This is a genomic window from Olleya sp. ITB9, from assembly GCF_001315805.1.
In the GTDB taxonomy this organism is placed as follows: Bacteria; Bacteroidota; Bacteroidia; order Flavobacteriales; family Flavobacteriaceae; genus Olleya; species Olleya sediminilitoris.
This window is the reverse complement of record NZ_BCBW01000014.1, coordinates 1-13,929: the sequence shown is the minus strand read 5'-3', so window position 1 is coordinate 13,929 and position 13,929 is coordinate 1. Positions and strand designations below refer to the sequence as shown.

Genomic DNA, 13,929 nt, shown 5'->3' with positions numbered 1-13,929 from the left:
AAAATTCTTTTATTATGAAAAAAAAATACTTTGTAGGATTAATAACACTAGTTATGTTAGTTTCGTTTCAAACAAATGCTCAAGTAGATGTAACATTTAAGGTAGATATGACTGGGCAACCAGTAGATGCTAATGGTGTCCATGTCGTTGGTTCAATTAATGGGTGGAATACTAGTGCCAACCAATTAACCCAAGAAGGTGTAAGCAACATATATTCTACTGTAATTCAGCTAAGTGAAGGTTGGTATGAATACAAATTTTTAAATGGGAATGCTTGGGGAACTGAAGAATCTGCAAATTATCCTTGTGCACCATCTAATGGAAATAGATTTGTTTCTATAAATAATACGTTACCTAATGTTACCCTAGAAGCTGTCCCTTTTAATGGTTGTAATGCATCTGGAACTGGCTTTGAAATCATATTTAATGTAGATATGTCTAGTGAAGGAACTGTTCCTGTAGGCAATGTAAGAATTGCCGGATGGTTTAATGGCTGGAATGATAGTAATTTAAGCTTACCAGATGTTAATGGTAACTTTCATAGTGCAACCTTAAGGCTGCCAACACCATCCAATTATCCTGTTACTCTTGAATATAAATATGTAAACAACGGTAATTGGGAAACACCTGATGCAGATTGCGCAACTGTTAATAATAGCAATAGAGTTATAACTTTAAATAATTCTAGAGATGCTGTATATGATGTATTTAATGCTTGTAATTATGTTTTAAGTACGGAAGATTTTACAGCTAATTCAATAAAAATTACATATAATAAAACAGAAAGACTATTGAATTTCTATAATGACGGATTTAACAATGATATAACACAAGTACGATTGTTTGACTTTACAGGTAAACCCATTAAAACAATTGAAGATAAAGTTTCAATTAGTGATATCGAAATCGATTTTCAAAGCCAAGCTGACGGTGTTTATTTTGTAAGAATAGAATCTAGTGGTAGGCAATTGGTTAAGAAAATATTAATTTACTAATCTCAAAAAACAATTTAAATCAGTTGATACGTTCTTTAAAGCTAGCTTTTTAGAGCGTGTTATTTTTTTTAATATAAACTAAAAGACGATATGACTAAAAAAACGTACTTATTGCTAATAACCATTATATCTGCTTTAGGTGGTCTCTTATTTGGCTATGACACAGGAGTTATCAATGGTGCTCAATTTTATTTAAGCAAATACTTTGAATTAAGCGCTGTCTTAAAAGGTTGGGTTGTTGGAAGCGCACTTTTAGGGTGTTTTATAGGTGCTTTAATTTCAGGAAGATTAAGTATTAGAATTGGAAGAAAAAAATCCTTAATTATTTCAGCAATTCTTTTTTCTGTTTCTGCATTTGGATCTGGTTTACCAAGTTTTTTTCAAGAAACAGTAACGACATTGGTTATATTTAGAATCATTGGTGGATTAGGTATAGGAATAGCATCTATGAATGCACCTATGTACATCGCTGAGATTGCACCAAGTTCTATAAGAGGCAAGATGGTAACCTATTATCAACTTGCTATAGTTATTGGTTTTTTTAGTGTGTTCTTAGTCACTTATTTTATTGGTAACAACCTAACTCAAACTGAAAACATTGAATTCGGCTGGAGACACATGTTTTGGTCAGAATTGATTCCAAGCACATTATTTTTAGTCTTATTATTTTTTGTTCCAAGAAGTCCAAGATGGTTGTGTCTTAAAGGTAAAAATGAAGAAGCTCTTGTGGTTTTAAATAAACTTCAAGATGAAGAAAGTGCACAAGCCGACTATAAAGCAATACATGCATCATTGTATAATGAAAACAAATCCGATTCTAAAGTTAATTACTTTTCAAAACTCATATTAGGTATTATTCTCATAGGAACTACAATTTCTGTGTTGCAACAATTTACAGGCATTAATGCTGTGCTTTATTATGGTGCAGATATTTTTGAAAAAGCCTTAGGATTCGGTCAAGAAGATGTCTTATTGCAACAAATTCTATTAGCATTTATAAATGTAGTATTCACTTTTGTTGCCATGTTTACAGTAGATAAACTTGGAAGAAAGCCATTGATTTACATAGGCTGTACAGGCATGATAATTGGTTTTCTATTTTTAGGAGTAACGCTACAGCAACAAAATGTTGGTATGCTATCTTTATTAGGCATCTTAATTTTTATCGCTTCATTTTCACTATCAATGGGGCCAATTGTATGGGTTTTATTATCTGAGATGTTTCCTAATAAAATTAGAAGTGTTTCCATGTCTATTGCAGTAGCTGCACAGTGGGCAGCAAATTATGTGGTTTCACAATCATTTCCAATGGTAGTAGGCAGTGAAACTAATAATAATGCGTTTTGGAACGGATCTTTACCGTACTTTATTTTTATTTCGTTTATAGCTGTAATCATTATTGTGACTTATAAATTCGTCCCAGAAACAAAAGGTAAATCTTTAGAACAACTAGAAGGCATTTGGGAATAGATTTCTATATGTGATTCGCAGTGATATTTATAAATTAGCATAATAGCGCGCTTTTTATCGATATTTGACATAATTACAGATTATTTGACATAAACGTTACTATTTAAATTTTTTTAATTGTAACTAATAACATAATTGTTAACGATATAGATCTAAAGGCACTATATCTACAATTATGTGTAAATAGCCTGAAATACGGCTATACAGAAATTACTATCGATATAAGTCTAATTAGAATTAAAGCTATCAAATAAACCTTGAATTTCACAAGCCGTAATTTCTTTTAACATAATATCTGACGATATAAGTCTAAAGACGTTATATCTGATATTATGCTAAATAGCCTAAAAAAGGCTATACAGAAATTACTATATAATCGCACTATAATTTATATTATGTAAAATAGGATTTGTATAAACCAACCTATTTATTGTAATTGATTTAAATATTAATTATTGTATAATTTTTGAATAATGTGTTTAGCGACAGATTCTCCACTTGACATTGCTGCATTAATGGATCCGTTAAGTTGTGTGTCTCCTGCTAAATATATTGTATCGGAATATTTAAATTCTGAACTGTTACTGATATGACTAACATGTTTTAAATCTGGTAAGGCTTTGTTAATTCTGTAGCGTTTTATAAATCGCTTAGTCACAATATTACAATACGTTTTTAATTCATCTTGAACGGATTGAATTAATTTGGTTTGATCCAAATTATGAGCTTTAACTATAGTTACAGACAGTACATTTCTATTATTACTGGAATTTGTTGTTATGCTTGTGGTATAAAAAATATTATTAATTAGTGCATTGCTATTTGTTACTAAACCAATAATTGGCTTTTTGATGGTGTCTTTTTCGACTTCAAAATATAATGTATCGCAAGATTTCCAGGTCATTGTTTGTTTGATTCCTAATACTTTTGAAGCTTCTGTAGCTATTATAGTGATGTCTGAATCAATTTTGGATTGATCTTCTAATACTATATGGTTATCTTTTACTGATTGGACCTTGGTATTGAATAGAAACTCAGTGTCCTTTAATTTAGATTGTAATTGATTGGGAATGGCTTGCATTCCGTTTTTAGGAATTGAAGCTAAACCCTGACCAAACATCTTGTATATGAATTGGAACATTGTACTAGAGGTTTGTAATTGAGTTTCTAGAAAGATTCCGCTAAAAAAAGGTTTGAAAAAATCTTTGATGATTCGGTTTGAGAAACCTTTATCCTTTAAGTATTGTTGTGTTGTGGTCTGTTTGGACTTAAAAATAGCGTCAATAGTTTTGTTTTTAAGTTTTATATTTAATTTAAGGATTGCTAGCTTATCCTTTAATGACCCAATATTAGATAGTATGGTAGGTATTAAAAGTGACCAATCCCTTAGAGGATCACCAATGGTTTGTGTTGTTCCGTTTTTAAAAATGACAGCTCCTGGTTTGATTTTTTGAAGTTGTAAAGCGTCATAGTCTAAGTATTGTTTAGCTTTTGGATAAGCTTCTAAAAGAACTTGAAAGCCATGATCGAGTTGAAATCCTTGAAAAACATCTGTTTTTACACGACCTCCAACTCGATCACTAGCTTCTATTATTGTAGGACTAAATCCTGCTTTTTCTAGGTTTATTGCTGCAATAAGACCACTTATTCCTGCACCTACAATAGTAATTTTTGTATTAGTACTCATTGACCTTATACTAATCTACCTTTTAAACGTACTTCAATTTTTTTCTTTTTGACCGTTAAACGTTTCATGATGTCCATTAAAGACTTGTCTTTATTTTTTTTGTAAATTTCGTTAATTGCTAAAATTAGACGTTTCGCTTCTCTTGACGCTACTACTCTATCACTTGTTGACATATGATTCATTTTAGCTTTTTCAAATTCTAATGCTTGATTTATTAAAAGTTCCATATTAAGTTTTGTTTAATTTTATATAAAAATACCTAAACAAAACTGTATTGTGTTATTTTTTGTTAAAATTTAATATAATTTTAAGATAATAGTTTTTCTAGGTTAACACACTAAACAACTAATAATGTACTGATTAGATGCTATATTTACTGCTTTTTATATTTTAACTATCCTTACCTAATGGATTAGTACTATCCATTTTAACCTTTATATTAAAAATCATTCTATATTTAGGGTTTTACTAATGCATGAGACCAAAACCAGATTATATTTATGTTGCCTTTGATGTATTTCCGTCACAAAAGGGAGCAGCAACACATATTAATCATTGTTTAAAAGCCTTGCAAGGCACATTTGATGTTGGGTTACTCATCTGTTTAGGAACAGAAGAAATGCCAAGCTTTCAGTTTGACCAAGAGCGTCAATTATATGTGTACCGTTGGAAAGACAAAGTGGTTAATTTTTTAGAACGTACAACACGGTTTCAGGAGGCTATTACAGACATTATTCAGCGTCCACTTTGTGATTCGGTTAAGTTGGTCCATTTTAGAGATATTTGGGGTGGTTTACCTCTATTACAATTGCAGGCTAGTTATAAAACAGTATTTGAGGTTAATGCATTTCAGCATATTGAATTGCCAAATCGATATCCAAACATAAGTAGTGCTGTATTAGATAAAATAAAATCTATAGAACGTTTTTGTATTGTTAACAGTGATACCATAATCACACCATCAAACGTTACACATCAGTTTATAACACATTATGTGGATACTGAAGATTTAAATATAATTGTAGTCCCAAATGGTGTGTCTATATACAAACCAAAAACCATACAAGATCAAACTGTCCACTCCACTCCTTTTATTTTATATTTTGGAGCCTTACAAAAATGGCAAGGGATTAAGACTTTATTTAAAGCTTTTAACGAGCTGTTAGATTTAGAATTACGTTTACGTATCTGCACCTCTGTACCAGAAAAACGCACCTTACATTATAAAACTTTAGCCAATACACTTGGAATTGCTCATCGTATAGATTGGTTTTATGAGCAAGACAAGCCTACATTAGCCGCACATATCCAGCAAGCCAAATTAACTGTTGCGCCATTAGTTGCCTGTGACCGCAATATTATTCAAGGCTGTCATCCTTTAAAAATTGTAGAATCTATGGCCTATGGAACACCTGTAGTTGCAAGTGATTTACCCGTTGTTACTGAAATTGTTACCGCTAACAAAACAGGCGTATTAGTACCACCAGATAGACCAGAAACTTTAGGTCGTACTATTAGAAAACTACTAGAGTCCCCTAGCCTTTTAGAAGCAATTGGCAAGGGAGCATTGCTAGATATTAAAAATAATTATCTTTGGGAAGCCCAAGAATTAAAAATGACCACTGTATATAAAAACCTATTATCTAATGTTTAATACACAATTAAAAATTGATGGTAAAACCTTTAAAAATACCGGTAAAATTAGTGGTCGACGACCTACGCGCTATTGGTTAGCCTTTTTAAAAACTTATGTCTTAACATATGAAGCAAAAAAAAATCGTATTGGCTGTTTGGCAGGACTAGTCCCTGTAGTAATACTTGGTAGTCTATATTTATCAGGTGCTGAAGATGAAAGCTATATTATTGGATTATTTTTCTCGGTATTTATAACTGTAATTGTATGGGGTATTTTATCGCATAGTATTAAATTGGCTCATGTCCCAATAGAAGCCTATCATAGTTTAGCAAGGTTTATAATTTCTGTAAAAGGTGATTTACTAAAGGACCAATTTAGCATGCGTTTGAATGCTAGTTCTATTGAAAAAAATGGTACACTTTTAAATCCAAAAGCTATTGGATTACCAGTTGTTAGAAAAACCACATTTAAACCCTATCAGCTTGAACGATATAAAGTCAGCCTTACCTTTAAAGATGGTACAGTCTGCACTATAGCTTTAAACCAAATTGCTTTACGTATAAGAAAAATTAAACGTAGCAGGAGTGGTAAAACGAAAGTGAAGATTAAACATAAGCATAAGTTTTTTCATGTCATGACGTTAAAATTTAATGCTAATGACTATAAAATTAACGCTATTGATGACTCATTGTTACATACCAATCGTTTTGATATTAGTGTTGTGACCAAAGCAGGTTTTCATATTGTAAAAGTTAAAGCTAAAATAAAAATAACCTTACTAGCTAACAAGTTAAACACTAAGGATAAGCATAATTCTTCTTTATATACAGATATGCTTACGTATATAAATACCAATGCTATTATGATTAAGGCTAACAATACTAAATTAATACAATAAATCGTGTCTATGAATTGTCAACAAAAATCTGGCGTATTTTTAAATATCGAATGTCAACGTATAAAAGAAGACTCTTGTTCTGTATGTAATAAAAATGTTTGCAAAATACATTTACACATATTGGCAAACACTTATTATTGTGAAGACTGTTATTGGGAACATTATTTGTTAACTGACGACATTAGACCCTCTAGTCAGCGTTTAGACACTACTTCAGGTGGTTTTGTTTACAGCTCTAACACCAGTTCTGGCTCTAATACAGAAGGTTTTGCTGGAGGTTTTGGAGGCGGTGAATTTGGAGGTGGTGGTGCAGCAGGCGAATGGACTGAAGGAGATATGCATAGTTTACATGCAACAACAGACCAACAAGATACTACAGCTCCTTTAGGGTTGGCAGGCGATGATACTTTTTATTATAGCTAATTAAGTCTATGAGAATTGCGTGGTTTACCGAGAATTATCCTCCAAATACAGGCGGCATGTCAAGAAGTTGTGATAGGATTGTTGCTAATTTAAGACAGCATCATACGGTTGATGTGTTTCATTTTACCAATAAGTTTCCTGCATTTAAGACGCAAACGCATGAGAAAGGCACTTATACTTCTGTTCCTATTTTTCAAGATACTTCACATACCTTAAATATGCTTTGGGCGTATATAAAGGATAATAGCTTGATTAATTCTTGTGATGCCTTTGTTAGTTTTGGTAGTCATTTATGTTTAAAAGGTATTACCCTTATGGCCAATTGGATGCAAAAACCAATACTTATATGCTTTAGAGGTAATGATTTTGACACTGCTATATTCTCTCAAAAAAAGCAAGACCTACTCTACACTATTTCCAATGCCTCTGCAATTGCTTGTGTCACCAAAGAAAAACAACAACGTATACAACGTATGGCGTTAAATAATCATGTTTACTATACACCAAACAGTATTGATTTTAATGAATGGAACATATTAAAATCTGATATTGCTTTGGCAGAAACGTTAAGCGTCCAATTACAACTTCCAAAAGATACTAAAATTATTGGGTTGATTGGATTTTTAAAACAGAAAAAAGGGGTCGATTTTTTTATTAATACTCTTAAAAAGTCACAATTGGCTTCGAGGATTCATCTTCATATTGTTGGTGAGATTGTACCACATATTGAAAGTGAATTAGAACGATTAGCATTTTCTTACTCAAAAGTCAGTCCAATATCAAAAACGGAGTTGATAGCTAATTATTTAATTTGCGATTGTATTGCTATACCTTCGATTTATGATGGTATGCCTAATGTTATATTTGAATCAGCTGCATTAAACAAACCTATACTAGCCTCTAAAGCGGGAGGTCTTCCGGATGTTTTAAATACTAACACAGCCTTTTTATTTGATGTTTTATCCGAGCAGTCTTTATTATCTGCTTTAGCTAATTTTGATAATGCGTCGGTACAATACCTACAGCAGACCAGTCAATTATTACTTGAAGAGATTAGGACTCATTTTACAACTACACAAGAAACCGATAATTATCTAAACGTATTAAACACTATAACTACTTAAATATTATGACTATAAAAACACCTTACCTAACCTTGTTAACTTTGTGTTTTACAGTATTGTTATCCTGTAATTCTTCAACAAAAACAGCACCAATACCTCAAACATCTGTTAATAGTAGTACCAATACATCGGCTGGAACTTATACTTCTAAAATGACTAAGTCAGACAAAAAGAAGTATTACACCTCTGATGGTCAAGTTGTTTATGAGATTAAATATAAAGCTGATGGATTTAAATTAAGAACAGCTGCTTCTACATTACTTTGGAAAGTGAAATTATATGATACCAAAGTAAAGATTAGTGATAATGAAGAAAACTTAAATCCCTATGAAATAAAAATAACAGACACCTATGCTGCTAAGCTGGTTAAAGATGACACTGTATTAGCGAGAACGGGATATGACTTAGAATTAAAACAACAGTCCGTTACAGCCACAACAGCATCACAACCAGACTTTATTGAGACCTCATACTCACCTAGTTTATTACTACAAACTATTTCAGAAATATCTGATGATCAAAAACAAATTTTAATACATGAATTACAATCTAAAGGGTATTAATGCACATATTTTATGTACAAGGTGGTGGTTTAGGACATTTAACCAGAACCGATAGATTAATCAAGACTTTAAACATATCAAGTGAAGATGTCTTGATTATAACTCCGTCTATCTATACACACTATTTTAAGCAATACAATTGTGTTAACTTATCCTGGTCAGACACCCCAAATGTTTGGACCAACCGAGTATTACAAGTCATTAATACAACCCTAGTTGAGGCCTTTTACGTGGATGCCTTTCCGTTTGGAATACAATCTGAATTAGTTACTGTTTTTAAAACTTTTCCAGATTTAATATATATATACGTAGCACGTTTACTTAAATGGGAAACTTATATTAATATAACAATAAAAGACTATGACTTTGTTTTTTCAAAAACGTTTGTTTTAGAGGACTTATATCCAACACATCAAGATTGGATCATTAAAAATAGCAAACAACATCTACACTTACAGTTAGATCAAGATTACTTTCCATTGGTAAAATTTAGTGATCAACCCTATGTTATGGTTGTACATTCTGGAGGACAAGCAGATGTGTTAAAACTTATAGATATTGCTATTACAAACAATTTATCAACACCAAACCTACAAATTGTAGTCTTTACTCAAGTTGCCATAACAATATCCCATACTAAAGTTATTATACTTAATGATGTTTATCCAGTAAAGCAATATTACAGAGCTGCCGAAAAAATATATACAGCAGCTGGCTTTAATAGTATAAGTGAACTTAAGGCCTATAAAAGCAAGCATATTGCGATTCCTTTAGACAAATTATATGATGATCAGTTTTTTAGGGTAAAACACCGTACTACTAATTCCTAAAAAAAGCCCAACATTTAAGTTAGGCTTCTATCATGCAAAGGATTGTATTACTTAATTAGTTAATGATATTACCATTAGCTCTAAACTCGACATCCTTGTTTTTTCCTTTACGTTTAAACTCGACGTCATAAAATGTACCTTTAGATGCGCTAGTCACATATTCGATTTCGGTTATGGTTTCGTCTTTATATTTATCTTTAATTACCGCTTTAATGGCTTTAGGCAAATCGCCTTTACTAATACTAGATTCGGTTTCTATCCATTGTCCATTAGGACTGAAATCTGCTCTGTATTTTTCGCCTTTTTGTTTGAAATGAGCTTCATAGTTTCCGTTTGAATCTTTCTCCCAATCCGGATCGTTTTCTCCTGGATATTTATTTTCAAAAGCTGATTGTACTGCTTTTGGTGCTTGAGCTTGAATAGTGTTACAGCTAAATGTTAAGGCTATGATTATAATGTATGGTATGGTTTTTAGGTATTTCATAGTTTATTTATTTTAATATGTTAATAGATACGACTTCAATTTCGCTATATATATTGTCTTGGGTTGTTTGTTTTAATTTTAAATTAAACGCTTCACCGACGTGTTTGTTTACGTCTAGATCATAGGTTTCTAAAGCTTTACTAGCCTCAATCTCTTCTATAATAATGACATTGTCCGAATGGTCTGTGAAATAGAATAAGCGTCCATCAAAACCGTCGTAAATCACTTTTTTAGTTACTTCTGCTTTATTTATAGTGTTATGTTCTGTATTTACAGCTATTGTTGACGCAAAAAACAGACTTATTATAATGCTTATTAGTTTCATAATTTATGTTTTTAAAGGGTTATACTTGTGTCTTTACAAAGATGATAACAACGTGTTGTTTTTGCATTACATAATTATGGATGTGCTTTACATGATTAACATATTAACGTTTTTTAACGCAAAAAGCACAATGATAACATTGTGCTTTTTGATAATTAAGTGTGTTGGTTGTTAGATTTTATTACCGTAAATATCTAATTCTATTACAGGTTTACCTAATTGTTTAACTTGGTCAAACTGTGTTTTTTTATCTCCCACTATTAAATATACCATTTCGGATTCGTTTAAATATTGATTTATAACGGTTTTATAATCCTCTAAAGACATATTTATTAATTCGTTTTGATCTTTATCTAAAAAGTCGTCCGCTTTTTGGTATTTACTAATCGCTCTAAGTATGCTTAGCTGAGCACCTAAACTTTCATAAGCTCTGGTGTTTCCTTTTAATATTTTATTTTTAGTAAGCTCTACTTCTTTATCTGTAAAACTATCTTTGTAATTAGTAACCATGTCTTTAATAATCTTTAAAGATTTTAAAGTCGCATTAGCACGAACGCTGGTTCTGATAGTAAATGGACTAACCGTGTGACGTGAGGTTATGCCAGAATAGGCACCATAGGTATATCCTTTACCAATTCTAAGGGTTTGAAATAAGCGTCCACTAGAACCACCACCTAAAATCTCGTTAGCAAACTCTAGTTTATTTGCATTATCGTCTGTTGCAGTTAAAGCTAATTTACCAATATACACTACTGATTGTTTAGCATCAGGTACATCTACAAAATACAAGTTTCCGGCAGTATTGGTATTATCAAGCTCTTGATTAGGAATTGTGATTTGGTCTCCAGTCCAATCTTTTAGAGGGCTTAAAGCTGCTTCGGTTTGTGATTCATTGATTGCACCTGCAATATGGAATGTAGCTTGTTTAGGCGATAGATTTTTATAATAGGCCTTTAGGTCTTCCATTGTAATAGACGCAGTACTTTGTAAGGTCCCAGATCCATTAATCCCAAAGCGATTATCTTTACCATACATTAATTGGTTATAGACATTAGATGCTATTGCATTTGGATTAGCCTCGCTACCTTTTAACCCTGTTTCTAATGCTTGTTTTAATCTAGTAAACTCTTTACTGTCCCAACGCGGTTCTGAAATAATTTCTTTAACCAGTTTAATGGTTTCGTCTAAATTTTTAGTCAAACACGATCCAGTGATATGAAAGTCCTCACTAGCACTATACATATTTATTCTAGCACCTAATAAACCAATAGCCTCTTCAAGGTCTGCAGCAGTTTTAGTTTTTGTTCCTTGCATCATTAGATCGCTAAATAAATTAGCCACTCCTTCTTTACCTTTAGGATCTAATAGTTGACCACCAGGAATGGTAATATCAAATTGGACTAAAGGAACTTCGTTATTTTCTATTCCGTAGATAGCTAAGCCATTTTCTAATTGCCCTTTCCAGATGGCAGGAGATTTAAACACTGGAAGTTTACCAAAATCAGGTTCACTTCTATCAAATTTGCTAGGTGTTTTTTGGTATACAGCTTCCTCACCTTGGCTTACTTCTTCATTAGCGACCTCTTGTTTCACCTCTTCAATCCAAACTGTTGCTTGTTGGCTATCTGCTACCGCTAAGTCTAATTGCCCTTTAGGTACAACACTAGTCATAACAAAGTTTTTACCTTTGATGTATTGGTTATACACACGCATAACATCCTCGGCAGTTACTGCATTGGTTAATTTTGCACGTTGCGTGATAAAACTTGGGTCACCATTAAACTCGTTATCCTGTACTAATTGAAATGCTTTATTTAAAACCGTACTTACGCCTTGGTATAATCCAGTTTCAAGTTCGGCTTTAATACGTTTTAAATCCGAAGTATTAACTCCGTTAGTTTCAAATTTTGTTAACCCAGCATCAATTGCTGCTTTTACTTGATCTAAATCAGTACCAGCATTAGCACGCACTCTAAATACAAACTCGCCAGCTAATTCACTACTATTTTGGTAAGTTCCAACACGAGGCGCCAATTTTTGTTCTTCAACAAGGACATTATATAAAGGAGACTTTTTACTTCCGCTTAACAATTCGCTTAAAATATCTAAAGCATAGCTATCTTCATGATAGTTTTTAACCGTTGGAAATACCATACGAACTTCAGGAAGCTTAGCAAAATTGTCTTCAAAATAAAGCGATTTAGTTTGCTCTAAAACTACTGGATCAAAATTTTGCTCTTCAACGTCAGGTCCACTAGGAATTTCTTCAAACCACTGCTCTACTAATTTTTTAGTTTCGTCTATATCAATATCTCCAGCAATTACTAAAGAAGCATTTTTAGCACCATAATATTGTTTATAAAACTCTTTAACATCATCAATGGTTGCTGCTTGTAAGTCTGGTAATGCTCCGATAACAGTCCAATTATAAGGGTGTCCTTGTGGGTATAAGTTTTTACGAATGATCTCGTCTGTATAGCCATAAGGAGCGTTATCCACACGTTGACGTTTTTCGTTTTTTACGACTTGTTTTTCACGTTCAAGCGCTGCTTCTGTCACTGTGTTGATCATATATCCAAAACGGTCAGAATCTATCCACATGATTTTTTCAAATGCATCTTTAGGGACTACTTCATAATAAACGGTATAATCGTTAGAGGTTCCACCATTACGACTTCCACCCCATTCTGGTATCATTTTACGGTTGGCTCCAACTGGTACGTTTTCAGAATCGTTAAACGACATGTGTTCAAAGAAGTGAGCAAAACCAGTTTTTCCAGGTTTTTCTCTGTTAGATCCAACGTGCATTAAGGTTGCTACAGCCACAATTGGGTCTGAATGGTCTTCGTGAAGGATTACTTCTAGTCCATTGTCTAGAGTGAATTTTTGGTACTCGATTTTAAAATCGGGTGTCTGTTCTACGGTTGTTTCAGCCGAATCTTTACAAGATATTAAGGCTAAAGCACTTAGAACGAAAAGGGATTTAATTGTTCGCATTATATTAATTTTAATAGATAGACCTTAAAGGTAATCATTAATTATTTGTCTTAAATAAATAATAAAAGATGACCATTTGACAATGATTTTAAGTATCTTTAAGTATAACTTAAAATAAAATTATATGGATATCAATTTTGAATATGATAAGGTAAAAGCTAGTGAAAGCTTAGAGCAATTTACTACTGAGAAAATCCAAAAGTTGTTTAATAAATACGAATTTATAGTACGTGCTGATGTGTTTTTTAAATTAGAAAACACTCATGACGATAAATCGGGTAAAATTGCTGGTATTAGATTAAGTGCACCAGGACCAAGATTGTACGCTGAAGAAAGTAAAGACACGTTACATAAAAGTGTTAGCGAAGTTGTGACACAATTAGAGCGTCAATTAGCTAAAAGAAAAGGAAAAATGAAAGCCCATTAATAGTATATTTATCGACAGATAATAAAAAAAGCCTATATTAGATTTAGCTTTTAGTTATATAATTATAACT

At 32.2% G+C, this 13,929-nt stretch carries 14 protein-coding genes; 9 read left to right on the top strand and 5 right to left on the bottom strand.

Annotated features, from left to right (window positions below):
• Positions 1 to 14 precede the first annotated feature (14 nt).
• Both ITB9_RS02830 and ITB9_RS02825 read left to right on the top strand, forming a co-directional pair.
• Positions 15 to 995, top strand: coding sequence for a T9SS type A sorting domain-containing protein (locus ITB9_RS02830; protein ID WP_054851055.1), 981 nt, complete (start codon positions 15 to 17; stop codon positions 993 to 995).
• Positions 996 to 1,085: 90 nt separating this feature from the next.
• The gene (locus tag ITB9_RS02825) at positions 1,086 to 2,465 is read left to right on the top strand and encodes a sugar porter family MFS transporter (RefSeq protein ID WP_054851054.1); all 1,380 of its coding nucleotides are present in this window, start codon (positions 1,086 to 1,088) and stop codon (positions 2,463 to 2,465) included.
• A 448-nt stretch (positions 2,466 to 2,913) separates the two neighbouring features.
• On the opposite strand, the gene ITB9_RS02820 is transcribed toward ITB9_RS02825, so the two are convergent.
• Positions 2,914 to 4,152 (bottom strand): FAD-dependent oxidoreductase, encoded by a 1,239-nt coding sequence (locus tag ITB9_RS02820; RefSeq protein ID WP_054851053.1) that lies wholly within the window; start codon positions 4,150 to 4,152, stop codon positions 2,914 to 2,916.
• 5 nt (positions 4,153 to 4,157) lie between these two features.
• Complete coding sequence (locus tag ITB9_RS02815) at positions 4,158 to 4,379, bottom strand: hypothetical protein (RefSeq protein ID WP_028290021.1); 222 nt, start codon at positions 4,377 to 4,379, stop codon at positions 4,158 to 4,160.
• A gap of 248 nt (positions 4,380 to 4,627) precedes the next feature.
• Between ITB9_RS02815 and ITB9_RS02810 the strand changes: the two genes are divergently transcribed.
• The 6 genes from ITB9_RS02810 to ITB9_RS02785 are packed head-to-tail and all read left to right on the top strand — an operon-like array spanning position 4,628 to position 9,626.
• Positions 4,628 to 5,806, top strand: a complete 1,179-nt coding sequence (locus ITB9_RS02810) for a glycosyltransferase family 4 protein (protein WP_054851052.1) — start codon at positions 4,628 to 4,630, stop codon at positions 5,804 to 5,806.
• Positions 5,799 to 6,686 carry a hypothetical protein gene (locus ITB9_RS02805; protein ID WP_054851051.1) on the top strand — a complete coding sequence of 296 codons (888 nt, stop codon included), beginning with the start codon at positions 5,799 to 5,801 and terminating at the stop codon, positions 6,684 to 6,686. The genes ITB9_RS02810 and ITB9_RS02805 overlap by 8 nt, the downstream gene beginning before the upstream one ends.
• Positions 6,687 to 6,695: 9 nt before the next feature.
• Positions 6,696 to 7,109, top strand: a complete 414-nt coding sequence (locus ITB9_RS02800; RefSeq protein WP_054851050.1) for a hypothetical protein — start codon at positions 6,696 to 6,698, stop codon at positions 7,107 to 7,109.
• Positions 7,110 to 7,117: 8 nt separating this feature from the next.
• On the top strand, positions 7,118 to 8,233 hold the full coding sequence (locus tag ITB9_RS02795; protein ID WP_054851049.1) for a glycosyltransferase family 4 protein: 1,116 nt from the start codon (positions 7,118 to 7,120) through the stop codon (positions 8,231 to 8,233).
• Between the two features lie 5 nt (positions 8,234 to 8,238).
• Entirely contained in the window at positions 8,239 to 8,796 is a 558-nt protein-coding gene (locus ITB9_RS02790) for a hypothetical protein (protein WP_054851048.1), read from the top strand.
• Complete coding sequence (locus ITB9_RS02785) at positions 8,796 to 9,626, top strand: hypothetical protein (protein ID WP_054851047.1); 831 nt, start codon at positions 8,796 to 8,798, stop codon at positions 9,624 to 9,626. Before ITB9_RS02790 ends, ITB9_RS02785 begins: the two co-directional genes overlap by 1 nt.
• Before the next feature lie 55 nt (positions 9,627 to 9,681).
• Here ITB9_RS02785 and ITB9_RS02780 read toward each other — a convergent pair whose 3' ends face one another.
• From ITB9_RS02780 to ITB9_RS02770, 3 genes are all read right to left on the bottom strand, one after another.
• Entirely contained in the window at positions 9,682 to 10,110 is a 429-nt protein-coding gene (locus ITB9_RS02780) for a PepSY-like domain-containing protein (RefSeq protein ID WP_036599892.1), read from the bottom strand.
• A gap of 7 nt (positions 10,111 to 10,117) precedes the next feature.
• A complete protein-coding gene (locus tag ITB9_RS02775) occupies positions 10,118 to 10,435 on the bottom strand; it encodes a hypothetical protein (RefSeq protein WP_054851046.1) in 318 nt (105 codons plus the stop codon).
• A 171-nt stretch (positions 10,436 to 10,606) separates the two neighbouring features.
• Complete coding sequence (locus ITB9_RS02770) at positions 10,607 to 13,432, bottom strand: pitrilysin family protein (protein ID WP_054851045.1); 2,826 nt, start codon at positions 13,430 to 13,432, stop codon at positions 10,607 to 10,609.
• Positions 13,433 to 13,556: 124 nt separating this feature from the next.
• On the opposite strand from ITB9_RS02770, the gene hpf reads away from it, so the two are divergent.
• Positions 13,557 to 13,859 carry a ribosome hibernation-promoting factor, HPF/YfiA family gene (hpf, locus tag ITB9_RS02765; protein ID WP_054851044.1) on the top strand — a complete coding sequence of 101 codons (303 nt, stop codon included), beginning with the start codon at positions 13,557 to 13,559 and terminating at the stop codon, positions 13,857 to 13,859.
• Positions 13,860 to 13,929: the final 70 nt, after the last annotated feature.